At 59.9% G+C, this 22,867-nt stretch carries 25 protein-coding genes and 2 pseudogenes; 12 read left to right on the top strand and 15 right to left on the bottom strand.

What is annotated here, in order from left to right; all coding sequences use genetic code 11:
* Positions 1–16 precede the first annotated feature (16 nt).
* The gene (amrB, locus tag C3F12_11880; protein PWB43932.1) at positions 17–820 is read left to right on the top strand and encodes an AmmeMemoRadiSam system protein B; all 804 of its coding nucleotides are present in this window, start codon (positions 17–19) and stop codon (positions 818–820) included.
* Positions 821–947: 127 nt separating this feature from the next.
* On the top strand, positions 948–1,730 hold the full coding sequence (locus C3F12_11875; protein PWB44018.1) for a hypothetical protein: 783 nt from the start codon (positions 948–950) through the stop codon (positions 1,728–1,730).
* A 38-nt stretch (positions 1,731–1,768) separates the two neighbouring features.
* On the opposite strand, the pseudogene C3F12_11870 reads toward C3F12_11875, so the two are convergent.
* The 15 genes and pseudogenes from C3F12_11870 to C3F12_11800 form a co-directional block, all read right to left on the bottom strand.
* Positions 1,769–2,275: pseudogene (locus C3F12_11870) on the bottom strand (type III restriction endonuclease subunit R).
* Complete coding sequence (locus tag C3F12_11865) at positions 2,163–2,516, bottom strand: hypothetical protein (protein PWB43931.1); 354 nt, start codon at positions 2,514–2,516, stop codon at positions 2,163–2,165. The pseudogene C3F12_11870 and the gene C3F12_11865 overlap by 113 nt, the downstream one beginning before the upstream one ends.
* Entirely contained in the window at positions 2,503–2,814 is a 312-nt protein-coding gene (locus tag C3F12_11860; GenBank protein PWB43930.1) for a DNA polymerase subunit beta, read from the bottom strand. Before C3F12_11860 ends, C3F12_11865 begins: the two co-directional genes overlap by 14 nt.
* Positions 2,815–2,927: 113 nt before the next feature.
* Positions 2,928–3,170 (bottom strand): annotated as a pseudogene (locus C3F12_11855) (hypothetical protein).
* Between the two features lie 158 nt (positions 3,171–3,328).
* A complete protein-coding gene (locus C3F12_11850) occupies positions 3,329–3,634 on the bottom strand; it encodes a hypothetical protein (protein PWB43929.1) in 306 nt (101 codons plus the stop codon).
* Between the two features lie 551 nt (positions 3,635–4,185).
* Entirely contained in the window at positions 4,186–4,431 is a 246-nt protein-coding gene (locus tag C3F12_11845; GenBank protein PWB43928.1) for a hypothetical protein, read from the bottom strand.
* A gap of 47 nt (positions 4,432–4,478) precedes the next feature.
* The gene (selD, locus tag C3F12_11840; GenBank protein PWB43927.1) at positions 4,479–5,528 is read right to left on the bottom strand and encodes a selenide, water dikinase SelD; all 1,050 of its coding nucleotides are present in this window, start codon (positions 5,526–5,528) and stop codon (positions 4,479–4,481) included.
* Between the two features lie 19 nt (positions 5,529–5,547).
* A complete protein-coding gene (locus tag C3F12_11835) occupies positions 5,548–6,159 on the bottom strand; it encodes a phosphatase PAP2 family protein (protein ID PWB43926.1) in 612 nt (203 codons plus the stop codon).
* Between the two features lie 15 nt (positions 6,160–6,174).
* Positions 6,175–7,221 carry a hypothetical protein gene (locus C3F12_11830; protein ID PWB43925.1) on the bottom strand — a complete coding sequence of 349 codons (1,047 nt, stop codon included), beginning with the start codon at positions 7,219–7,221 and terminating at the stop codon, positions 6,175–6,177.
* A complete protein-coding gene (locus C3F12_11825; GenBank protein PWB43924.1) occupies positions 7,133–8,158 on the bottom strand; it encodes a glycosyltransferase in 1,026 nt (341 codons plus the stop codon). The genes C3F12_11830 and C3F12_11825 overlap by 89 nt, the downstream gene beginning before the upstream one ends.
* Positions 8,159–9,682 carry a hypothetical protein gene (locus tag C3F12_11820; GenBank protein ID PWB43923.1) on the bottom strand — a complete coding sequence of 508 codons (1,524 nt, stop codon included), beginning with the start codon at positions 9,680–9,682 and terminating at the stop codon, positions 8,159–8,161.
* 76 nt (positions 9,683–9,758) lie between these two features.
* Positions 9,759–10,235: a 5-(carboxyamino)imidazole ribonucleotide mutase gene (gene purE / locus C3F12_11815; protein PWB44017.1), complete on the bottom strand. Its 477-nt coding sequence runs from the start codon at positions 10,233–10,235 to the stop codon at positions 9,759–9,761.
* 94 nt (positions 10,236–10,329) lie between these two features.
* Positions 10,330–11,607 (bottom strand): phosphoribosylamine--glycine ligase, encoded by a 1,278-nt coding sequence (locus tag C3F12_11810; GenBank protein PWB43922.1) that lies wholly within the window; start codon positions 11,605–11,607, stop codon positions 10,330–10,332.
* Positions 11,608–11,630: 23 nt separating this feature from the next.
* Positions 11,631–13,199, bottom strand: a complete 1,569-nt coding sequence (purH, locus tag C3F12_11805; protein ID PWB44016.1) for a bifunctional phosphoribosylaminoimidazolecarboxamide formyltransferase/inosine monophosphate cyclohydrolase — start codon at positions 13,197–13,199, stop codon at positions 11,631–11,633.
* Positions 13,200–13,231: 32 nt separating this feature from the next.
* Positions 13,232–13,903 (bottom strand): phosphoribosylglycinamide formyltransferase, encoded by a 672-nt coding sequence (locus C3F12_11800; GenBank protein PWB43921.1) that lies wholly within the window; start codon positions 13,901–13,903, stop codon positions 13,232–13,234.
* 257 nt (positions 13,904–14,160) lie between these two features.
* On the opposite strand from C3F12_11800, the gene C3F12_11795 reads away from it, so the two are divergent.
* The 10 genes from C3F12_11795 to C3F12_11750 all read left to right on the top strand — a co-directional run bounded on the left by C3F12_11795 (position 14,161) and on the right by C3F12_11750 (position 22,850).
* Positions 14,161–14,610, top strand: coding sequence for a transcriptional regulator (locus C3F12_11795; protein PWB43920.1), 450 nt, complete (start codon positions 14,161–14,163; stop codon positions 14,608–14,610).
* 33 nt (positions 14,611–14,643) lie between these two features.
* Entirely contained in the window at positions 14,644–15,558 is a 915-nt protein-coding gene (gene cysK, locus C3F12_11790) for a cysteine synthase A (protein PWB43919.1), read from the top strand.
* Between the two features lie 18 nt (positions 15,559–15,576).
* Complete coding sequence (locus C3F12_11785; protein PWB43918.1) at positions 15,577–16,725, top strand: thiamine biosynthesis protein ThiF; 1,149 nt, start codon at positions 15,577–15,579, stop codon at positions 16,723–16,725.
* A gap of 17 nt (positions 16,726–16,742) precedes the next feature.
* Entirely contained in the window at positions 16,743–17,759 is a 1,017-nt protein-coding gene (locus C3F12_11780; GenBank protein ID PWB43917.1) for a hypothetical protein, read from the top strand.
* A 48-nt stretch (positions 17,760–17,807) separates the two neighbouring features.
* Entirely contained in the window at positions 17,808–18,035 is a 228-nt protein-coding gene (locus C3F12_11775) for a hypothetical protein (GenBank protein ID PWB43916.1), read from the top strand.
* A 21-nt stretch (positions 18,036–18,056) separates the two neighbouring features.
* On the top strand, positions 18,057–18,305 hold the full coding sequence (locus C3F12_11770) for a hypothetical protein (protein ID PWB43915.1): 249 nt from the start codon (positions 18,057–18,059) through the stop codon (positions 18,303–18,305).
* A gap of 51 nt (positions 18,306–18,356) precedes the next feature.
* On the top strand, positions 18,357–19,292 hold the full coding sequence (gene cysM, locus C3F12_11765; GenBank protein ID PWB43914.1) for a cysteine synthase B: 936 nt from the start codon (positions 18,357–18,359) through the stop codon (positions 19,290–19,292).
* 25 nt (positions 19,293–19,317) lie between these two features.
* The gene (locus C3F12_11760; GenBank protein PWB43913.1) at positions 19,318–19,791 is read left to right on the top strand and encodes a hypothetical protein; all 474 of its coding nucleotides are present in this window, start codon (positions 19,318–19,320) and stop codon (positions 19,789–19,791) included.
* A 240-nt stretch (positions 19,792–20,031) separates the two neighbouring features.
* Entirely contained in the window at positions 20,032–20,973 is a 942-nt protein-coding gene (locus C3F12_11755) for a hypothetical protein (protein ID PWB43912.1), read from the top strand.
* A gap of 29 nt (positions 20,974–21,002) precedes the next feature.
* On the top strand, positions 21,003–22,850 hold the full coding sequence (locus C3F12_11750; GenBank protein ID PWB43911.1) for a ferredoxin--nitrite reductase: 1,848 nt from the start codon (positions 21,003–21,005) through the stop codon (positions 22,848–22,850).
* The last annotated feature ends 17 nt before the right edge of the window (positions 22,851–22,867 follow it).

The raw sequence follows: 22,867 nt of genomic DNA, 5'->3' as shown, positions 1-22,867 counted from the left end.
CCGTGAGGAATCGACGATGATTCGACGGGCGGTCGTAGCCGGCTCGTTCTATCCGGGGATACCCGACCGGTTGCAAGCGCAGGCCGCCGACTTGATCGCAGGGGAGTCCCCCAGGGTCCGGGCGATCGGGGCCGTTGTCCCTCATGCCGGCTATATGTATTCCGGGAGGGTGGCCGGAGCCGTCTATGCCAGGCTCATCGTTCCGGATGTGGTGGTTCTTCTGGGGCCGAACCACACCGGCGTAGGAGCGGGGGTGGCGATTATGACCGAGGGCGCATGGGAAACGCCCCTGGGACAGGTGCCCGTTGATACAGAGTTGGCTCAAGCAATCCTACGATACTCCCAGACGATCGAGGAGGATGATCTTGGGCACCGGCGCGAGCACTCGATCGAGGTACAGCTCCCCCTGCTTCAGGCGTCCGGCCGGTCCTTCTCTTTCGTGCCGATCTGCCTCTTCAGCAGCGAATATGCCGTCTGCCGGGACGTTGGGTTGGCGGTGGCTCGGACCATCCAAGAGTCGGATCGATCGGTACTGATGGTGGCCAGCACCGACATGAGTCATTACGTCAGCCGGGAACAGGCTCAGGTAAAAGATCGCCACGCAATCGATGCGATCCTGGCGTGCGATCCAGAGCGCCTGCATCGAGTCGTACGACGCGAAGGTATCACCATGTGTGGATTTCATCCGACCACGGCCATGCTGATTGCGGCTAAAGAGCTTGGGGCTACCTCAACGGAACTGGTCCGCTACGCTCATTCAGGCGACATCACCAAAGATTACTCCAGCGTCGTCGGCTACGCCGGACTGATTGTCACATAAGCGGCGAACTAGCGAATTTCCTTGACAAACGTTGATCAGCTTGATTACTGTTCTTCAAGCTTGGGGCGACGTTGGGATCAGGAGATCGTGCACGAGACGGGTGGGGGTCCGGTCGTTACCGCGTGTGATGATAGAGGCATCTGCACTGATCAGATATAAGCAATTACAGACGTTGGGAAACGGTGCGCTGCGCCGGTGGGGCGTCATGGCGACCATCATCTGTCTGATGGTGGCGACGCTCTTGGGACTACAGGCTGCGGATGCGTCGGCTCTGTCGTATGTGACGAATTCCGGCTCGGCCAGTGTCTCGGTCATTGATACCGCAACACACTCCGTACTGACGACGATCTCAGTCGGGCCGACCCCTGAGCAGATTGCCGTGACCCCGAACGGCGCCTTCGCCTATGTCGCCAACTCCGGCTCCAACACCGTCTCGGTCATCGCCACCGCCACCAACACGGTCACGACCACGATCCCGGTGGGATCTAACCCGGCCGGCATCGCCATCACCCCGAACGGCGCCTTCGCCTATGTGGCCAACTTCGTATCTGACAATGTCTCGGTCATCGCCACCGCCACCAACACGGTCACAACCACGATCCCGGTGGGACAGAGACCTGACTTTCTTGCTGCGAGCCCGGACGGTCTGTCGGTCTACGTGCCGAATCAAGGCTCGAACACCGTCTCGGTCATCGCGACCGCCACCAACAGTGTGGTCGGCAGCCCGATCGTGGTGGGAACGGCTCCAACAGGGGTTGCGTTCAACTCCGCGAACGTCTCAGGCGTTCCGACGCTGTCGGACGGCGCCCTGTCGTTGTTCTTGGCCGCGATGGCTGCTGCGCTCGCCCTACGGATCTCCGGCCGGCGCATCCTGATCCGCCATCGTCGTCGTCCGCCGACGGTCCGATAACACGACGATGTCCGTGCGCTGTCGTCCGCTGCTGTAGTCCGCATCACAATATCTCGAATCTCGCCAGGCCGCGGGGCCACCGCCACGCGCCAGCGCCCAAACCCGCCGTGCGCGTTGACGGCCTGCGTCCACTCGTTCAGATAGCGCTGCTTGACCTGGTCCTGCTCCGTATCCTGCCCCTTAGTTTCCAGCACGAGCATCTCGCCGTTGGCGAGACGAACCAGGAAGTCGGGCCGGTACTTTCGCACCACGCCACGATAGACATACAACACCTCGAAGCCTAGGTGGTCGTTCTTTACCCAGGCAGAGACGTGATCGCTGTCGTCCAACACAAAGGCGTCGGAAGCTTCCCACGTACTGTCATAGACGCACACGTGGATGTGCGATCTGTGGGTGCGCTCATACGGCTTACCGGTATACCAGGCGCGCATCTCAGCCGTTGAGCGGATAGGATGGTCGCAGTCGAAGACCGGCGTGAGTCTCTCGCTGTTCTCCCACCGTATCGCGTCCCAGATATGCTGCACCACCCGCGACATGACGAAAATAGTCGTGGGCGATCCGATGTCGCATGGCAATCATTTGATCCCAGGGAATGGTCGGGTGGGCAGCCTTGGTTTCATCAGATACCTTCCTGGCGGCCTCGCCGATGTTCTCGAGGGCTTTTGCAATGGCATGCTGGTGCAAATGGCTTTGGCGAAACTGGTCCCAGGTGATCTCGCGAGTGAACTCTGAGGCGCGCCTGGCGGCGATCAGAATGTCCAGCAAATACGCGTCATCTCGCCACATAGAGCGGTTCCAAGTGTGTCAATATGTGCTTGCGTCGAATGTAATTCTCGCTTTGTTCCACCAACCGCTTCTCAACCAGATCGACCTTTCGGCCGCACAGGGCTTCCAATTCCTCTTCCATCGTCAGAAAATGCTCATACCGCCAATCTGCGTCTGGCCCAAATACGACGAGCACATCCACATCGCTTTCGGGACTGAAATCCTTCCGCAGGACCGATCCGAACAATGCCAGTTCGGTGATTCGCCATCGTCGGCAGAAATCCGCCAGGCGCTCCTGATCGATCGAGATGTGCGGCATTACTCCACCTCCGGAATCTTCAGGCGCTCGATGCCTCGGTCGTCCACGATCTTAACAGCAACGCGTTTGTGTTCGCCCACCTCGAAGGGCAGCGACTCCGTCCCCCGGTAGGCTTCGATCCGCTCGTGGACGGGGAGCGAGACGGTGGGGACTTCAAATGAGGTATGCTCAGCCTTCCCGGCCCATTGCAGTTGCGGTTCGAGATGTGGGTCGTAAGCGTAAGTCTTCTTCTGTCCGGCGTCCGGGTCAGTCTCCGGCGTCACCAACCCGACCGGCGGGTTGTTGATCCGCTCCTTGCCCTTGTGCTCGTACGACTCAATGGGGCGTTTCGATTCGCTCTTCTTTCCTCGTGCCATCGATCACCTACCTCGCATTTTCGCCACGCCCTGGGTAAGGAGGCCAACGCCCAGCATCAACGGCGAGCGGAGCGAGTCCGCCGTATGCCTACGTCAGGCATCAGAAGGTCTATAGACTATGGGCGGTTTGATGTCAGTGCACACAAAAGACTATGGTATTACGGGAAATTAAAAATAACGCCACCTGTATCCCAGTAAGTCTTGAAAGATGGATGATTCAAGTATGAGTAAAGCGCATTGATGCCTGTGTACGGAACTCCGAGAACCGCCATGGCGTTAAAAAAGGCGGGCCAGTCGTCGTGATGTTGGCCGAACTTGGCTCCGTTGGGATAAAAAACCCCCGCTCTATAACCGAACCCCACGTGCTGTCTCTTGGACATTTCATCGCCGTATCGAATCGTCCAGTTATACCAAAGGTCAATGAAGGCGTATGTTTTTGCGAGTTCAAGGAGTTTGGGGTCCATGCTATTTCTCCTTTGATGAGGCTCAACTATTACGTAGATTGGTCAGCCTATTCGCGCCAAAGACTTCTATAGTGATGGCGAATTGTAGAATCGGATCCAGCCGTTAGCAAGCGATTTGTGGACTCTACGCCCTCTTACAGATACGGCGGGTCTTGTCGGCTTATTTTCTGGATGCCGGCTCGCGCCCGCTTTGCGGGCTTGGCCGGAATGACGTCGAAAAATATGCGACGAATTTTAGAACAGGACACTATTACCGCTTGCACCTGTAGTCTGTCCGTGAGGATGAAGGTCCGGGGTAGAAAGCCAGACGCCGGATGGGATCGTTGCTCCGAAAAATCCCCCTCACCTTTATCCTCCCCCCCCCATTGGGGGAGAGGAGGTCTTTTTTGGTTCCCCTCGCCTCCTTTGGAGGAGAGGGCGGGGGTGAGGAGGGACTTTCTAACCAAAGACAATGAGATTGCCGCACTCCCTTCGGTCGCTCGCAATGACAGGGTCGGGGGGCTATTATGACCATGAGTCGGCTACTAGCGTATGGGTATTGGGTGGACGAACTACCTGTATTGAAGCAGTTCTTCGACAGTGAGACCGATGTCGGTGGGGATTTTCATGAGGGTCCGATGTACTGCCTCCAGCGCCTCGCGGCGATTGAACTCCAATGCTTCCCGAAGCGTTATCCGAAGGCTTTCAAGTAACTTGTCCCTTGTAGCCTCCTGGCAGTTTACGCCCGGAACCTCCTCAACCCATCCGATCCACCACTGACCTCTCTGCTTGATGACCGCTGTGTAGTGTTCCTTCATATGCGACTCCTCATCTCCTGACACTTCTTACCGAGAGGGAATCGAAGCTACGGCTCCACGCGGATCCGGCCCTCTTGGTCCTCGATGATTTCGCCGATGAGGGCCGCGACCGGTGTCTTGCGCTCATTCAGGCGCCGCACAAGGGCCGCCGTCCTGTCCTTCGGGACAGCGATCAGGAGGCCGCCGGAGGTCTGGGCGTCGCAGAGCATCAGTCGGGCCTCTTCATCAATCCCTGGATCCCATGTAACGGCGGATTGCAGCGAGTCATAATTGCGTTTTGTTCCACCAGGGCAGACCCCTTGTCTGACCAGATCCCAGGCCTCCGGCAGGACGGGGATCTTCGAAAGCCACACCCGCGCGCCCATCTTGCTCCCTGTCGTCATCTCATGCAGGTGGCCGAGCAGTCCGAAACCGGTCACATCCGTACAGGCGTGGGCGCCTACCGCGACCATGGCCTCCGATGCGTCTTTATTCAGCGTTGCCATCAATGCGACGGCCGCATCGATCGTTGATGGTGCGGCCTTGCCGCGCTTAATCGCCGTTGTGATAATCCCGATGCCGAGAGGTTTGGTCAACACCAGATCATCGCCGATCAGGGCAGTCGAGTTCTTATAGATTTTTGCAGGATGGATCAGTCCGGTGACAACGAGGCCGTATTTGGGCTCCGGATCGTCAATGCTGTGGCCTCCGATGATCGGGATCCCGGCCTCCCGAACCTTATCGGCGCCGCCGCGAAGGATCTCCGCCAGGATATCCAAGGATAGCGATCCCACGGGAAACCCGACAATGTTCAGGGCGAAGAGCGGGGTCGCACCCATCGCATAGATGTCGCTCAGCGAGTTGGCGGCGGCGATCTGACCGCAACTGTAGGGGTCGTCGACGACGGGAGTGATATAGTCGACGGTCTGGACGATGGCCTGTCCGCCGTCGAGTTGGTACACGGCGGCATCGTCGGAGGTCTCGGCCCCCACAAGAATGCGCGAGTCGTCAAATTGTGGAAGCTGGCCCAGCACCTGAGCCAGATCAGCAGGGCTGATTTTACAGGCTCAGCCGGCCCCGTGCGACAACGACGTCAGTCGAATCTGTTGGCCACTCATGGTTGCACTCCTTAGGCAACTACTGAAACGTATCGGGTTCGTAGGTCGGCTGGTTTTTGTTGTCTCTCGCGTTGCCCGTTGCGTCGATTCCGACGATCCGCATCACATACCGGACCACTGTGACGCCGAGAAGTCCGATCAGGATCCCCCAGAGCGCTCCACCCACGACATCAAACGGATAATGGGAGCCGACATAGACCCGGGAATAGCCCACGAGGACCGCCGCAGGGAAGCACAGCCATCCTGATCGTGAATAATTATAGGAGAGAAATGTAGCCAAAGCAAACGTGTTGCTGGCGTGGTTTGAGGGAAACGAGAACGAAACGGGACGCGTCAGGTCTCTGAGGGGATGAAAAGGCCTGGTCCGTTCAAAGAGATCCTTCAAGAGCTGGCTGGTTTCATCGGCAAGAAGAATGACGGCAATCGCGGCCAAGGCGATGATCCGATCACGCTTTGGTCGGAAGAGCAATACGTACCCGAGCAGCGCGGCCGCCGGCAGGACGAAGTTCCACTTATCAGTAATGAAGGGCATCAGAAGGTCGAAGATCGGATTCCGGAGGGTACGGGTAATCACGTAGAATCCCGCCTCGTCCCACTCGTGCAATCGTTCCAGCCATGATGTGGCAAGCATGATCGGATTCGGCGCTTACGTGTCTATTCGGTGCTCTGAGGGACCGACCAGAAACACGATTCCCCCCAACCCGCTGCAAAGAGCCGTGACGACGAACCAGAGCAGCGACAGGCTGATGGCGCCGGCGGCATCCAGACCGACCTTGGTGAAGAGATAGACGGCGCTCCCTTCTCGAAGCCCGAGGCCGGCAATCGAGATCGGCACCATCGAAATCACGCTCATCAACGGGACAAACAGAAAAAAATAGTGAAAGGGGACGGAGAGGTTGAGCGCCTGCGAGATCAGGTAGAAGATCGTGATGACCAGGGACTGCAAGACCAACGAGAGCCCCAGTGCGAGTAAGAGGGTTGCTCGGTGGGCCCAGTACTGTTGAACCGCTTCATACAGACGATGGAGGGTTTCGTGAAATCTGCCCAGACCGACGCCGTGAAGCAACCTGAAGAACAGCGCCTGAAGTCGATCGCTGAGCAATGATGCGACGAGGACGACCATCCCGACCGCCGAGCCGGCTGTCAACCACATAATCAACGGGTCGCTTAGGTGGGCATAGGCGGGGACCACGGCGATGCAGGCGATAATGGCCATCGCGACAAAACCGGAGAGTCGCTCAACAAGGATCGAGGCCAACGACGCCTCGCGTCGTTCGGTCAGCCGTGAGACCCGATAGCCTCTGACCACATCGCCGCCGATCGCCGTCGGCAGCATCAGGTTAAAGAACATCCCCTCATAGTACAGGAGAATGAGACGCCAGAACGGGAGATGGATCTGTTCGGCCTGAAGCAGACATCTCCAGCGAATAGTGCTGAGTAACTGAACCAGCAGATACAACAGTACAGATCCGAAAAAGATCGGAAAACGCAGGGAGCGAAAGAGGGTAGCGAGGGCCTGCAGATCGGTCCTGGATAAGAGTAAGGCCAGTAACGCGATGCTGACGGCGAGCTTCAGGCCGAACTGCCACATCTTTGTTGCTGTCCTATTGGTCGAGTTCAATGCCGTCTCCTGCAGTCTTGACCTCACGGATGATCCGGTGGACCATGTAGATCGGTTTGCGCTGTGTTTCATGATAGACGCGCGCGACCATCTCGCCGAGCAGGCCCATACCGACAAGCTGGACCCCCAGGATGAGGAGAAGGATCGCGAGCAGTAAGAGCGGCCTGCCGCCGATCGATTGGTTCATGAGGAGCTTGATGCCGGCCAGGTACAGAAGCAATCCTCCCCCGGCGGTGCCGATGGCGAGTCCCAACCCGCCGAAGATCTGGATCGGCGAGGTGCTGAAACGAAGGAGGAACTTGACGGCGATCAGATCCAGGAGGACCCGTACCGTTCGAACAATGGAGTACTTGGAACGTCCGAATCGTCTTGGATGGTGGTTGATTTTTACCTCAGCGATGGCAACGCCCATCCAACTGGCAATGGCCGGGATAAACCGATGCAACTCCCCGTACAGCCGGAGGTTCTCTACGACGACCCGTCGATACGCCTTCAGCGTACATCCGTAGTCGTGCAGCCGAACGCCGGTTGTGACGGAGATAAGCCAGTTCGCGATCATTGAGGGTAGTCGCCTTGACAGGAAAGGATCCTGACGATCGGCCCGCCAGCCGCTGACCACGTCATAATCCTGGATACGCTCCAAGAGCCTCGGAATGTCGGCCGGGTCGTTCTGGAGGTCTCCATCGAGGGTCACGATCACGTCGCCCGTCGCATGATCAAAGCCCGCGGAAAGGGCGGCCGTCTGGCCGAAGTTCCGCCGAAGTACCACAATCCTCCACCGCGGATCCTCTTTCACGATCGCCTCGAGAACGGCGGGCGTCCGATCGGTGCTGCCATCGTCGACGGCGACCACCTCGTACGCTCGTCCGAGCCCATCCAGGACCTCGGCGATTTGGTCATGAAGGGGACGGATGCTCTCTTCCTCGTTGTAAAAGGGGATCACGACGGACAGCCATGGTGCCTGTCGAAGATCGTCGCATGCGGCGCGATGGGGCGAGTCGTCCCGCATCTAGTATCCGATCTGCTCAGCCGGAGGGAATTGGTGGAAACCATAGCAGCGGAAGATGAACCACGGGTTGGGCTGGGTCGTCTGTCCGCCATCCGAGAGGTGGATCGGACGCTCCGGAGCCACCCTGTCGAAGGAACGGAGCACCGCATCGGGCGGCGCCGATCGATCCGTGACATAGATGGCGTTCCAGCCCTGTACTTCCTCGGTTCCGCCCCAGACGTCAAACTGATTCATTCGTCGGCCAAGTTGAATGTTGTACGTCTTCGGATGGGCGGGTACATAGAACTGTACCTCGCTCGCGACCTGATACCGGTCGCTGAAGAGGAACGTCGGGCCGGTTTGACTCATCTCTTCGTAGATCGTATTGACCCGCGCCCCGAGTTCTGCCCATCCCCTGAGCCGCCTGGTCAGATCGAGCTTGCGAGGGAGCGGCAGGCCCACTGAGGCCGGCGCATGCGGAAAATGGCCGATCGCGCCGACCAGGAAACCGGTCGCTAACGCGCAGGCGAGCAGGGCGCGGCTGCGCGTCCATCGCCAGGCCGGGATGTCGTCGGCGAGTGAGCCGTGTCGCCACCTGGCGACGGCGACGGCGGCCGCGATATAGGCCGGCGCGGCCCAGTTGGCTTGTACCTTCGTCCACAGACTGGTCATGAGACAGACCGCCAAGAGGGGTACTGAGGCGCACAAGAGAAACAGCGAGGTATCATCGGTCCGTCGAACGAGTCCGGCCCGACCGGCCTCCCGGAGTCCGAGCATCAGGAGTGCCAACAGGACAGGGGTCACGACGCCGACCTGAGATGCGACGAATTCCCCTGTGCTCTTCAGCGGCATCACCCCGTGTCCGCTTGCACCAAGCTGTTCCAGGAGGTGACGAAATGAGACAAAGTGATGCGTGGCGCTCCACAAGATAACCGGGGTAAAGATGAGCAGGCCGACGCCCAACATGAGGTAGGGACCCGGCCGCCGCATCCAGAACCGGTGGTGTCGGGATAATATGAGATAGAGGAACATCTGCGGTACCATGATGGCCATCGTGTACTTGCTGAGCAAACCAAGCCCGAGGCCGATCCCTGCGAGGAGCCACCAGGCGTGACCCTCTGCGGTGAGCGCGCGGTGGATGAGTAGCAGCGTGAGGGACCAGAAGAATGCGAGCGGGGCATCGATCGTCATTAAAATCGCACCCGCCTGCGCGAGCGGTATGGCGGCAAGCAGAAGCACCGCTTCCAGGCCGGCCCATCTGGAGCGGCAGAGTCGATTCGCCAGCAGGAACGTGAGGAAGAGCGTGCCGGTTGAGAGCACAACCGCCGGTAGCCGGACAAAAAATTCGGTATCGCCCCCAAACCATGTAGAAAGGGCAATCAGGTAGGCCACCATCGGCCCTTTACTGTAGTAGCTCCAGTCCAACCGCTTCGACCAGGTCCAATAGTGGGCCTCGTCCGGCGCCAGATCGAACCGTCCCGAGCTGATGAACCAGAGGTGAAAGGCGGTCACAAGACCGACGAAGAGCAGGCAGTACAGCGACACCCACCGAACACTCGCCCGGTGCGTCCCGGCCAGGAACGATCCCTCAAAGCGAGCGGTCTCGCGTGAGAGGGGGAGTTCAGGCGCGGCGCTTCTGGAGCGTGCGATCTTTTTCCTCCACTTCAGAGGCGAGCGCCTCCTTGAACGATTGCAGCTTGCGCTGGAGCCGCTCGTCCGACAGCGCCAGAATCCGCGCGGCCAGGATGGCGGCGTTCTTCGCGCCCGCCTCGCCGATCGCCATCGTGGCGACCGGCACACCGCCGGGCATCTGCACGATAGAGAGCAGCGCGTCCAGACCCTTCAGCGAGCTCGAGGCCAGCGGCACCCCGATGACCGGAAGCGTCGTCTGGCCCGCAATGACCCCGGCAAGGTGCGCTGCGGCCCCGGCGCCGGCGACGATCACCTTGATCCCTCGTGCCTCAGCCTTCCGGATATAGTCCAGTGTTGCGTCGAGGGAACGATGGGCAGAGCTGATTTTCAACTCGAACGGGATCTCAAATCGTTCCAGGGCCTTTGCGGTCAGTTCCATCACCGCCAGATCAGAGTCGCTGCCCATGATGATCCCGACCACGGGGTGCGTTGTCGTATTGTGGTGAGTGGTCACCTGTCGCTCCTTCCCATCCGGATTCTCATGGTACGTTGCTGTGCGCTTATGAGACTGTGCCGAGGGCGTGGGCGCCGATGTCGGTTCGGTAGTGCGCGCCCTCCCAATGGATCTGCTTCACCGCTCGGTAGGTGGTGGCGATGGCCGCCTGAATGTCTCGTCCGAGCCCGGTGACACCAAGGACCCGTCCGCCGCCGGTCACGATGTCTTCATTGACCCTGCTCGTCCCGGCATGGAAGATCATCACACCTGGTTCGGTAGCGGCCTCTGCGAGCCCATCGATCCGGGCGCCGTGATCGTACGGGCCGGGATAGCCTTTTGATGCCATGACCACGCAGACACTTGCGTCGGGTCTCCAGTCGATGATCTGATCCCGCAATCGGCCGTCCACGACTGCCTCCAGCAGCGGGACCAGATCGGACCGCAGTCGCAACAGCAGCGGTTGCGTCTCAGGGTCACCGAATCTGGCATTAAACTCGAGCACCTTGATCTCCCCCCTGTTGATCATTAACCCTGCGTACAGGACGCCCCTGTATGGCCGCCCTTCCGTCGCCATCCCTGCGACGGCCGGCATCATGACCCGTTCCATAATCTGCCGGTGGATAGACTCCGTAATGATCGGGGCCGGGGAGTAAGCGCCCATGCCTCCGGTGTTGGGCCCCTGATCCCCATTAAAGACGCGTTTATGATCCTGAGACGATGCCAGCGGTAGAACGGTTTCTCCGTCGGTCAACGCGTGAAACGAGGCCTCCTCCCCCTCCAGGTACTCCTCGATGACGATCCGCTGGCCGGCATCGCCGAAGAGCCGCTCTTCCATAATCTTCTTGACCGCATCCAGGGCCTCAGACAGTTCGCGGCAAATAATGACCCCCTTGCCTGCCGCCAGGCCATCAGCCTTAATGACCAGTGGGGTTCCAATCTCCCGGATGTATCGCTGCGCCTCCTCGGGCGACTCGAAGGTCTGAAAGAAGCCGGAGGGGATATGATGCCTCCGCATCAATCCCTTGGCGAAAACTTTACTTCCTTCGATGACGGCCGCCTCCTTGCGGGGTCCGAAGATCCGAAGTCCGCGACGCTCAAACTCGTCCACGATGCCAAGGGTCAGCGGCAGCTCGGGTCCCACGACGGTCAGATCGATCCGACTGCGTTCGGCGAAGTCGGCCAGGAGGCGGATATCGGAGGCGCTGATCGGTATACACTCGGCCACCTCACCGATCCCGGCGTTGCCCGGCGCCGCCCAGACCTTCGTCACCTTGGGACTCTGAGCGATCTTCCATGCGAGCGCATGTTCCCGGCCGCCCGATCCAATCACAAGAATCTGCATAAGGTCTCCTGGGGACGTTCGAATCAATGGCGAAAGTGCCGAATGCCGGTAAAGATCATGACCATGCCGGCCTCGTCCGCTGCAGCGATCGCCTCCGCGTCGCGAATGGAGCCGCCCGGCTGGATGATCGCCGTCACGCCGGCTGCGGCGGCGACATCAATCCCATCCCGAAACGGAAAGAAGGCGTCGGATGCCAGGACCGTCCCCTTGGTCGGTGAGGCTGCCTTCATAATCGCCAGTCGACAGGCGTCGACCCGGCTCATCTGCCCGGCGCCGATCCCTACCGTCGCGTGTTCGTTCGTCAGGACGATGGCATTGGACTTCACATGCTTCGCGACGCGCCACGCGAACCGAAGCGCCCGCATCTCAGCATCGCTGGGTGCGCGTTGCGTCATCACGCGGAGGGCGTCGGGATCGAGATCGATCTGATCGCGTTCCTGGACCAGCATCCCATGGGCGATCGGTCGGAACTCCAGAGTAGCCCGGTCGGCTGGCGTGGTTGCCGGCCACGGTTCAACCAGCAGGAGCCGAAGAGCCTTCTTATCTTTCAGGATGGCGAGTGCCGCCTCATGGCATCCCGGGGCAATGACTGCCTCCACAAAGGTTGCCGCCAGTTCCCGCGCGGTGTCGGCATCGACAGGGCGATTGAGCCCAACGACCCCGCCGAAGGCCGAGACCGGATCGGCGGCCATGGCGCGTTTATACGCCTCTTCCAGTCGGGACCCGATACCGACGCCGCAAGGATTGGTGTGCTTCACCACAACAGCGACCGGTTCATCGAACGCGACAACCATGGCGAAGGCGGCATCAAGATCCAGATAATTGTTGAAGGAAAGCTCCTTCCCCTGAAGCTGCGTTGCCCCCGCCACAGAGGGTTCGCGCGTGAGGCGGTCGCCATACAGGGCGGCATGCTGGTGCGGATTTTCGCCGTAACGGAGCGGCCTCAGCTTCATCAGGCGAAGATCGAGGCGATCGGGGAGTATCGATTGATCTCCGTTGCTGCACTGCCGCTCCAGATAGGCGGCGATCAGCGCGTCATAGCGGGCCACGTGCCCGAAGGCCTTCGCCGCCAAATGGAACCGACGGGTCCGGAATAACCCGCCTTGGTCCTGCCGCAGTTCTGCGCCGACCGTGGCGTAATCGGCCGGATCAACAACAACCGCGACATCCTCAAAGTTTTTTGCGGCAGCCCGGATGAGGCTTGGTCCGCCGATATCGATCTGTTCGACAGCCTCATCCAGCGTGGTGTCGGCCTTGGAGACCGTCGCTTCGAAGGGGTACAGGTTGACGACGACGAGGTCAATGGGTGAGATGTCCAGCTCTTGCAGCCGCTGCTGGTGGTCTGGGTCGCCTCGTTTCGCCAGGATGCCGGCATGGATCTTTGGATGGAGGGTTTTGACCCGCCCGTCCATCATCTCAGGAAAACCTGTGACGTCGGCGACATCTACTACCGGGATCCCGGCTTCCCGAAGGGCACGAGCCGTTCCGCCGGTCGAGATGATCCGAACGGACAGCCCATGCAGTATCGACGCCAGTTCAATCAGTCCCGTCTTATCGGAAACGCTGATCAGGGCCCGTCGAACACGCACCAACCCTTTGTGGCCTGTATCTGCGTGTGACACCGTCACGGGTTGATGACCCCCCAGGCTTGTTGTTCATGCGGCTGTCGGGTATCGGCACCATCGCACACTACCCGACGACCTTCGATTGTCAACCGCCCCTCGGCAAACAGTTGGATAGCTCGCGGGTAGATCCGATGTTCATAGGTGAGAATGCGGGCCGAGAGACTCTCTTCGGTGTCATCGTCCAGCACCGGGACGGCGGCCTGAATAATGATGGGGCCGGTATCGACCCCCTCATCGACAAAGTGCACCGTACAGCCGGAGACCTTTGCGCCGTACCGGAGCGCCTGGCGCTGGGCGTGCGGCCCTCGGAACGCCGGGAGGAGTGCCGGGTGAATATTCATGATCCTGTTCCGATACTCCCGAATGAAATGAGGGCTCAGCAGACGCATGAACCCGGCCAGGCAGACCAACTCAACCTCGCACTTCCGCAGCAGGTCAATGACCGTCGCGTCGAACGCCTCCCCCGTATCATGCAGGCGCGGATCGATGAAGCTTGTCTCAATGTCGTGCCGTCGAGCCAGCTCCAACGCACGGGCATCGGCTACGTCGCTGATGACGATGACGACGCGCGCGGCAATCATTCCGGTCTCACTGGCGTCGATGATCGCCTGCAGATTGCTCCCTCGACCGGAAATCAGTACGCCAAGACGTATCTTTTGTCGACTGTTCACCGTGAACCCGATGCCCCGCTCGTCTACCGTCTCCGTGGCTAAGGTTGATAATTCAAGATAACAAAAAGGCCGGTATGGGGCAAGCGGATTGCGGAGATACCGAGAACAGACGACGGGCGCTACGGGTCCTCGGAGTTCGTCGTATGTCACGCGGTTGGTTATTACGCCGAAAAAAATTCTTGACACGCCCAGTAAGAATTTGTATAAAAACACGACTAGGTCAATCGACTTACTCAATATTCTGCAGATGATTGAAAATGAAGATTTCGACAAAGGGTGATTACGCAACGCGGGCGATGCAGGATCTGGCCCTTCACTACGACCAGGGGCCGATCCAGATCGAGGATATCGCCCGGCGACAGCACCTTCCGACCCGGTATCTCGAGCAGATCCTTTTGAACCTCAAACGGGCGGGATTTCTCGAGAGCAAGCGTGGGATGAGCGGGGGGTACTACTTGGCCAAACATCCCCGGGAGATCACCGTCGGTGCCATCATTCGGGCCACAGAGGGTCCGATCGTGCCGATTTTCTGCGTTGGGAGCGGCCCACGGGAGGTCTGCATCGAGGAGTCCCTCTGCTCTCTGCGAGACATTTGGGCCGATGTGCGCGACGCCGTCAGTCGGATCGTCGATCATATGACCCTGGAAGACCTCTGCGGGAAGATCCGGTCGAAACAGGAGCGAGGGGGGGTCAGCTATCAGATCTGACGGGTCTGGACCGCCGAGAGGTTGAACGCATCGATGCCACGATTGGTTCGAAACATACTGGAGTTGATCGGCGATACGCCGCTGGTGCAGTTGCAGCGGATACCGCGTCGCGGTTCGGCTTGTATTCTCGCGAAGTTAGAGTCGTTGAATCCGGGTGGAAGCGTCAAGGACCGAATCGCGCTGGCGATGATCGAGGAGGCAGAGCGGAGCGGGTGCCTGAAGCCGGGCGACACGATTGTCGAGCCGACCTCGGGGAATACCGGGATCGGGCTGGCGATGGTGGCGGCCGTCAAGGGATACCGTCTGATTCTGACGATGCCGGAGGATATGAGCGCTGAACGGCGAAAGTTAGTCGGTCGACTGGGGGCCGAGGTCATCCTCACCCCGGCGATCGAGGGGATGAGCGGAGCGGTCTACGCGGCGGAATCGCTGGTGGCGCAACATCCGGGCTACTTCATGCCGCAACAGTTTGTCAATCCGACCAACCCGGAGGTCCATCGCCGGACAACGGCTCAAGAGCTCCTGAAGGCGACCGACGGTCAGATCGATGCCTTTGTGGCCGGTGTCGGGACCGGCGGGACGATTACCGGTGTGGGTGAAGTGCTGAAACGTGAGGTCCCGCACGTGCAAATCATTGCGGTAGAGCCGGCCAGATCGCCCGTATTGCAAGGAGGGAGAGCCAGGCCCCACGGCATTCAGGGGATCGGGGCAAGTTTTGTTCCCGGCGTGTTGAACATGCAGGTGATTGATGAGATTATCGGGGTCGAGGACGAGGACGCCTATCGGATGGCCGCTCGTCTGGGTAAGGAAGAGGGCTTGCTGGTGGGAATCTCAGCGGGCGCCAACGTCTTCGCCGCAGCCATCGTGGCCGAACGGCTGGACGCAAAAAAGGCCGTAGTGACGCTCCTCCCAGATACGGGAGAGCGATATCTGTCGGTTTCACTGTGACCTATAGGGAGCATACGTATGAATGGCTGGCCTGACATGAAGGTCTCTCAAGCCCATACATCGGCGGAGAGCAATCGCAATGCGGCGATCCGCGTGTATATCCCGACCCCCTATCGGGGACTGACCCGGAATCAGCCCCGTGTCGAAGGACGAGGGGACGATCTCGTGGAACTGCTGGAGGATCTGGAGCGGCGTTTTCCTGGGCTCCACCCGCTGGTGTTCGATCAGATGGGCGAGCTGCATCGTCATCTTAACGTCTATGTCAACAACGTAGCGGTCGAGGAGTTGGGCGGGAAGCGGACTGCGCTCAAGGATGGCGATGAGGTCGCGTTGATCCCGGCCATGGCAGGGGGAGCAGGACCGTTTAACGAGGAGCAGATCCGCCGCTACAGCCGCCATATCATCCTTCCTGAGGTGGGCGGGAGGGGACAGCGCAAGCTGCTGAACAGTTCCGCGCTGCTCGTGGGGGCCGGCGGTCTGGGCTCTCCTGCGGCGCTCTACCTGGCCGCGGCCGGTGTCGGGCGCCTCGGCATCATCGATGCCGATGTGGTCGATCTGAGCAATCTGCAGCGACAGATCCTGCACCACGTGGATGATGTGGGGCGGCCAAAGGTGGTCTCGGCGGTCGAGACGATCGGTCAGATCAATCCCGACGTGAAGGTGGAGCCGATTCAGGCCTTGCTCTCCTCGGAGAACGCGAAGGAGGTCATCAGCCAGTATGACGTAGTCGTGAACGGCTGCGACAACTTTCCGACCCGATACCTGGTCAACGATGCCTGCGTCCTGCTGAAGAAACCGCTTGTGGATGGAAGCATCTTTAAGTTCGAAGGGCAGGTGACGGTCTTTCTCCCCGGTCAGGGGTGTTATCGGTGTCTGTACCCGGCGCCCCCGCCACCGGGGCTCGTGCCGAGCTGTCAGGAGGCCGGGGTACTCGGGGTGCTGTGCGGTATCGTCGGCAGTCTACAGGCGATCGAGGCGATCAAGCTGCTGCTTGGGATCGGCGATTCGTTGGCCGGGCGGCTCCTCTTTTTCGACTCGTTGGGAATGGAGTTCAGGCAGGTCAAGGTGCGACGCGATGCCGACTGCCCGGTCTGCGGCGACCGTCCGACCATTACCGATCTGATCGATTACCACGAGTTCTGCGGAGTGCCTGGCGGTGGCCACTGAGGATGTGAGGCGCAACCATGATCCCCATGATCGGTCTGGGTCTGCCTGTGGGCGTTGCCTTCGGCTACGCCCTGCAGCGCGGTCGGTTCTGCATGAACTCGACGTTTCGCGATATCCTGTTGTCGCGGGATCTGACGCTGTTGCGGGCCTACCTGCTGGCGCTCTTGATTCAGATGGTCGGGGTGCGAGTCATGGCGACGCTGGGCCTGTTTGGGCTGGGTATGGCGCCCTTTTTCTGGATGGCGACGCTGTTCGGCGGATTCGTCTTCGGTCTCGGCATGGCCTTGTCGGGCGGCTGCGCCAGCGGAAGCACCTATCGGTCGGGTGAGGGGATGGTGGGCTCGATCATCGCATTAATCGGGTTTGTGTTCGGGATGACCATGACGAATGACGGCGTGTTGGAGCCGGTGCAGGCCGCGTTTCGGAGCCGGGTGATCGAGATTGACGGACAGCCGGCAACCTTGGATCGGCTGTTGGGCGTTAATCCCTGGGTCCTGGTTGTGGTCTGTGTGATGCTCGGCGGATGGTGGCTGCTGAGAAGCCCGTCCGGCGGGTATCAGCGAGGATGGAGTTGGGTGAGAAGCGGCATCACCATCGGTCTGATTGCGACAGCGGCCTGGCCGATGTCCGCCCTGACCGGACGGGAGTACGGGTTGTCGGTAACCGAACCGATCCGAACTATTTCGGGATACCTGTTTACGGGCGAGACCGATCGCCTGACCTGGGGTAGTTTCATGTGGCTGGGACTGATCGCGGGGGCGTACGCAGCCTCGCGGTCGCACGGCGAGTTCGCCTGGCGCGCCCCGGGTGCGCAGCGCCTGCTCCAGGCGCTCGGCGGTGGGCTGCTGATGGGGGTGGGGGCGGCCATCGCGGGCGGCTGTAACATCGGCCACGGACTGACCGGCGTGCCGCTGTTTGCGCTGAGCAGTCTGACCGCGACCTTCAGCGTGATAGTGGGCGTGTGGGCCGGCGTCTATCTCTTATTCGGTAGTGTGGCGTTTGAGCGTGGTGTACGCGGCGCCCAGCGGGCGTAGTGTCCCCGGGTGTGATGTTGATGGTAAGAGGGAGGGTGTGGAGGCGCGATGACAAAGTACTCCCTTGACGTGACCGGAGAGATCTGCCCGTATCCGTTGATGCTGACCAAGCAGAAGATGGGAACGCTTACGACCGGCGACCAGTTGGTGGTAATGGTCGATTACGCGAAATCGGTCGAGGATATCCCACGGTGGGCGAAGGAGGAAGGGCACTCGGTTGTGGCCATCTCCGAGGTCGGCGGAACCCAGTGGGAAATCGTCCTGGAGAAGGTCTGATGTGGAGGGGTGGAGGAGGGGATGATGAGTGGGGCGCCTGAGCAGGTGGTGGAGTCCCTTGATCTGAAGGGCGAGGTGTGCCCCTACACGTTTGTCAAGGCCAAATTGGCGTTAGAGGAGCTGGACAGCGGCCGGATGCTGAGGGTGATTGTAGATAACCCCGGCTCGGCGGCGAACGTTCCCCGGAGCCTGCGTAGTGAGGGACACGTCGTTCTTGACGTGACGCAACTGAACGATACCGACTGGGCGATTACGGTACAAAAGGCCTGACCCCACGTAAGGGCAGGCCGGAAACGAGCCAGCCGACAAATGAGGATATGAATGAAATCAGACGATATTCTTGACGCAATCGGGAACACACCGCTGGTAGAGCTGCCGCGAATGAGCCCCAAGAAGGGAATCCGGATCTTCGCCAAGCTGGAGGGAACCAACCCGACCGGCAGCCTGAAGGATCGAATCGTCAAGTACATGCTTGAACAGGCCGAGCGGAGCGGCGAATTGACGAAGGACAAGACGATCCTGGAGCCGACGAGCGGCAATACCGGTATCGCCTTGGCCATGATCGGGAAACGGAAGGGGTATAAGGTCAAGGTCGTCATCCCGGAAAACGCGACCCCGGAGCGACGCCAGCTTCTGGAGATTTTTGGCGCCGAGTTGATCTACTCGGATGGGACGAAAGGGAGTAACGGCGCCATCGAGTTGGCTCAGAAACTGGTGGCGCAGGACCCGACCCTCTATATGCCGTTTCAGTACGGCAATCCGGCCAACCCGATGGCCCACTATGAAACGACCGGTACGGAGATCTTGAACGTCCTTCCGGACGTCGATGTCTTTGTGGCCGGACTCGGCACCGGCGGCACGCTGATGGGCGTCGGTCGACGGCTGAAGGAACATAATCCTAAGACCAAGGTCATTGCCGTAGAGCCGCACCCGGGCGATCTGGTCCAGGGGCTTCGGAGCCTGGACGAGGGGTTCATTCCTCCGATTCTCGATACCAGTCTCCTGGACAGCAAGATCATGGTCGATTCCCGCTGCGCGTTTGCGGCGACCAAGGATCTGACCAACAAGGAAGGGATCTTCGCGGGGGTCTCATCGGGCGCAGTGGTTCATGTAGCGATCAGGACGGCGCACCGGATGGAGAAGGGCAACATCGTCGTGATCCTCTGCGATACCGGATGGAAGTATATCAGCCTGGGCGTGTGGCATAAGGAGTTTCCGGAGTTTGGCGAGAACATGTACAGCCACCTCTGGTGGTAGGCCTGCGGGGAGCGGCGTCGAATACATGGTCCTGACAGAACGAGAGCTGAAGGAAATATTTGCACACGCTGAAGAGGCGTATCCCGAGGAGGCCTGCGGGATCGTCATCGGAAAGCCGGACGATCAGGATACGCATGCGGTACGTCGATGCGGCAATCTTGCAAATCAGTTTCACCTGGATGACCCGATTCGGAATCCGAGAGACGCGAAGACTGCCTACATCATGGATCCGAAGGATCTGCTGCGGATTCAGAGCGACGCTGATGCGAAGGGTGTGGAGTTTGTTCTGCTCTATCATTCGCACCCGGATCACGAAGCCTACTTCTCCGAGACCGATCGAGAGCTGGCGCTGTTCGGCGACGAACCGGTATGGCCGCATCTACGCTATCTCGTGGTGTCGGTAAAAAACGGCAAGGTCGCCTATTCCAGGATCTTCAGTTGGGACAGTACCGAGAAACAGTTCAGAGAAGAAGCATCGACTGTCGGTGCAATCGACTAGTGTCTCATTGCGTGAGTACTCGTCTTACTCTAACAACCCTGTCGTCATTCCTGCGGAAGCAGGAATCCAGTGTTCATAAGTTTCTGGACCCCGGCTTTCGCCGGGGTGACGGCTCATAGTTGTATCGCTGACTTGTGCAATAGAGCGCTGACGCCTCGTTGAGGACGGCGTAGGGGACCGGACGTGGTGGGTGACGTTCGAAAGTGAGAGATGGTCGCACAATGAGCAGACGCCGAGGGCATGATGAACCTTGATATCGGGCAGATTACGCTCATCGGCATCACGGTCTTTGCGGCCGCTGTCAACGGGGCTTTGGGGTACGGATTTTCATCGTTGACCGTCCCCGTCGCACTGATCTTTTATGCCAACAGGATCTTGAACCCCGCCCTGGTATTGCTGGAGGTCGCGCTGAATAGCTATGTGTTGCTCGTCAACTGGAAGAGCATCCGAAAGATCTGGAAGCGGGTGCTGCCGATCGTGTGCGGCCTTATCCCCGGCATCATCGGGGGGAGCTATGCACTTTCGATGGTGGGACCGGAATGGCTTAAGCTGATCACGTATCTGATTGTGTTGCCCCTGATCCTGCTGCAGGCCGCGGGGGTCAGACGGCCGATTCGATCCGAACAGCTCATCGGTGTTCCGTTCGGTGTCGGCGTTGGTGTCCTCTACTCAACGACCACTATCTCCGGCCCTCCGCTGGCGCTTCTGTTCAACAACCAGGGCTTCGTCAAGGGCGAATTTCGGGCTGCGCTGGGGCTGATCAGGGTGATCGAGTCGACCGTGACGGCAACCGCATATTACTTTCTGGGAGTGTACACGGCGGAGAGCACGGGGCTCCTGTGGTTGATCGTTCCAAGTGTCGCCATCGGGATTCCGATAGGGGCCTACATCATCGGGCGGCTGAATGCCGAAACATTTCGACGGATTTGTATGAGCTTTGATGCCTGGGTGGTCGGTTTTGGTCTGTCCAAGGTCCTGATCGATCTCAGGTTGATGACCAGCCCGACCGGCTACCTGGTCTGGCTGGCTGTGATCCTGATCGATCTGACGTTGCTCTACGGATTTTTCATGCGGGGATCGGAGTCCGGGACGCCCGCCTTGGGCGTCAACGCCCCAGACGGAAGTGGGAGGCTGATTCCTCAGAAGTCGCCGGCTGTCACCCCGGATGATCTGTCTACGTAAGTCTTACCCCGACAGTTGGGGAGCGAGGAATGATGGAGAGGGCAATTATGCATGATACGAACGAACTGGAGGCTGTTGAGCAATCGCTGAATACCGCCACTCCCGCCGAGGGGCAGGTCAGTCAATCGAAGGTCTCGTCGATCAGTCGGTCGTCCTGGGCCAGCGAGGAGGACATCGACACCTTCGATCAGTTCGTCCAGCGGTTCTGGAAGGGCGAAATCGCGCCGGATGAATTCAAGCGGTTCCGATTGCAGAACGGGATCTATGGGCAGCGGCAAGAAGGGGAGCAGATGTTCCGGATCAAGATCCCGTGGGGCGGCTTGAGCGCGGCGCAACTGGAACTGCTCGCCGAACTTGCGGCGAAGGCGCCGAACGGCGTGGCCCACGTCACGACCCGCCAGAATATCCAACTTCACTTCATCAAACTTGATCAGGTGGCGGCACTGATGCGAGGTCTGGCCACGGTCGGCCTGACGACTCGAGAGGCCTGCGGCAATACCGTTCGTAACGTCGTGGTCGGGCACTGCGCGGGGGTCTGCCCGCGAGAACTGTTCGATGTGACCCCGTATGCCGAGACGGTTGCGCGATTTCTCTTGCGTAATCCGATGAACCAGAACCTGCCCAGGAAGTTCAAGATCGCCTTCTCCGGTTGTCCCGACGATCTCGGCCTGAGTCCGATGCAGGATATCGGCGCCCGCGCGGTCATCCGATCAGCGGCTGGCCGCGAGGAGCGGGGTTTCGAGCTCTATGTCGGGGGCGGCCTCGGTCCCATGCCGCGCCTCGCTGAACTGCTTGAGGAGTTTACGCCGGCGGATCGGTTACTGTCGACCGTTGCGGCCATTGTACGCGTCTTTGACCGCCTCGGCAACCGTGAGGACCGGCACAAGGCCAGGATGAAATTTGTCCTGAACAAGCTGGGGATCGAGGCGTTTCGGGTGCTGGTATTCCAGGAGCGGACCGGCCTCGAGTCGACGATGGCCGGCCGATTTCCCACGGTTGTTGAATGGGACGCCGTCCCGCTTCAGCGCACCCCGTCCGGGTCGCCAAGTACAGCAGCAGAGCCGGCCGATCCTGCCTATCGGCGGTGGCGGGCCACCAATGTGTCGCAACAGAAGCAGGTCGGGTACGTCATGGTCACGATCCGTCTCGATCTTGGGGATATCACCTCCGCGCAGATCCGAACCCTCGCGTTCGTGGCGCGTGAGTTTGGAGACGGCACGGTCCGAAGTACGAACCAGCAGAACTTTGCCCTCAGGTGGATTCCGGCAGAGCGCCTTCCGGCACTTTACCGGGTGCTGAGCGTAGTCGGCCTGGCCGCGCCCTCCGCTGAACGGCTGGCCGATATTACGGCCTGCCCAGGCGCCGAGACCTGCCAGCTCGGCATTACCTCGTCTCGCGGTTTAGGCGCGGCGATGGGCGCCCTGTTCGATGACGAGTTGAAAGATCTGGCGGATGAGACGGGGCTTCGGATCAAGATCTCCGCCTGCCCTAACTCGTGCGGCCAGCATCATCTTGCGGATATCGGATTATACGGCGGCGCGAAGAAGTTCAACGGTCGGCAGGTGCCGACCTACGAGATGTTGCTGGGCGCGCGGCTCACGCCGGGCCAGGCGAGTTACGCCAGACCGGTGGCGCGGATTCCGGCGAAAAATGTCCCTGATGCGGTGGAAACGGTCTTGCAACTTTATCAGAGGACGCGAGAGGATGGGGAATCGTTCAACGGCTTTCTGGACCGTGTTGGACTGGAATCGGTGAAGAAGGTCCTGGCGCCGTTTACGGACCTGCCGGCGGTCTCTGAGGCGCCGGATCAATATCTCGACTACAATGCCGAAGAGGCATTTTCGATTCATATCGGACCGGGCGAGTGCGCGTCGTAGCGGTCGGATTACCAGGT

Source organism: Candidatus Methylomirabilota bacterium (assembly GCA_003104975.1).
Lineage (GTDB): Bacteria > Methylomirabilota > Methylomirabilia > Methylomirabilales > Methylomirabilaceae > Methylomirabilis.
The sequence above is the reverse complement of the archived record's forward strand: the minus strand, read 5'-3'. Positions and strand labels throughout refer to the sequence as shown.

Bases quoted from the DNA above. Each gene is read 5' to 3' on its own strand.
- amrB (PWB43932.1), top strand. From the start codon at position 17: ATGATTCGACGGGCGGTCGTAGCCGGCTCGTTCTATCCGGGGATACCC.
- C3F12_11875 (PWB44018.1), top strand. From the start codon at position 948: ATGATAGAGGCATCTGCACTGATCAGATATAAGCAATTACAGACGTTG.
- C3F12_11865 (PWB43931.1), bottom strand. From the start codon at position 2,516: ATGTGGCGAGATGACGCGTATTTGCTGGACATTCTGATCGCCGCCAGG.
- C3F12_11860 (PWB43930.1), bottom strand. From the start codon at position 2,814: ATGCCGCACATCTCGATCGATCAGGAGCGCCTGGCGGATTTCTGCCGA.
- C3F12_11850 (PWB43929.1), bottom strand. From the start codon at position 3,634: ATGGACCCCAAACTCCTTGAACTCGCAAAAACATACGCCTTCATTGAC.
- C3F12_11845 (PWB43928.1), bottom strand. From the start codon at position 4,431: ATGAAGGAACACTACACAGCGGTCATCAAGCAGAGAGGTCAGTGGTGG.
- C3F12_11835 (PWB43926.1), bottom strand. From the start codon at position 6,159: ATGCTTGCCACATCATGGCTGGAACGATTGCACGAGTGGGACGAGGCG.
- C3F12_11830 (PWB43925.1), bottom strand. From the start codon at position 7,221: ATGAAACACAGCGCAAACCGATCTACATGGTCCACCGGATCATCCGTG.
- C3F12_11825 (PWB43924.1), bottom strand. From the start codon at position 8,158: ATGCGGGACGACTCGCCCCATCGCGCCGCATGCGACGATCTTCGACAG.
- purE (PWB44017.1), bottom strand. From the start codon at position 10,235: ATGGGCAGCGACTCTGATCTGGCGGTGATGGAACTGACCGCAAAGGCC.
- C3F12_11810 (PWB43922.1), bottom strand. From the start codon at position 11,607: ATGCAGATTCTTGTGATTGGATCGGGCGGCCGGGAACATGCGCTCGCA.
- C3F12_11795 (PWB43920.1), top strand. From the start codon at position 14,161: ATGAAGATTTCGACAAAGGGTGATTACGCAACGCGGGCGATGCAGGAT.
- cysK (PWB43919.1), top strand. From the start codon at position 14,644: ATGCCACGATTGGTTCGAAACATACTGGAGTTGATCGGCGATACGCCG.
- C3F12_11785 (PWB43918.1), top strand. From the start codon at position 15,577: ATGAATGGCTGGCCTGACATGAAGGTCTCTCAAGCCCATACATCGGCG.
- C3F12_11780 (PWB43917.1), top strand. From the start codon at position 16,743: ATGATCCCCATGATCGGTCTGGGTCTGCCTGTGGGCGTTGCCTTCGGC.
- C3F12_11775 (PWB43916.1), top strand. From the start codon at position 17,808: ATGACAAAGTACTCCCTTGACGTGACCGGAGAGATCTGCCCGTATCCG.
- C3F12_11770 (PWB43915.1), top strand. From the start codon at position 18,057: ATGATGAGTGGGGCGCCTGAGCAGGTGGTGGAGTCCCTTGATCTGAAG.
- cysM (PWB43914.1), top strand. From the start codon at position 18,357: ATGAAATCAGACGATATTCTTGACGCAATCGGGAACACACCGCTGGTA.
- C3F12_11760 (PWB43913.1), top strand. From the start codon at position 19,318: ATGGTCCTGACAGAACGAGAGCTGAAGGAAATATTTGCACACGCTGAA.
- C3F12_11755 (PWB43912.1), top strand. From the start codon at position 20,032: ATGATGAACCTTGATATCGGGCAGATTACGCTCATCGGCATCACGGTC.
- C3F12_11750 (PWB43911.1), top strand. From the start codon at position 21,003: ATGATGGAGAGGGCAATTATGCATGATACGAACGAACTGGAGGCTGTT.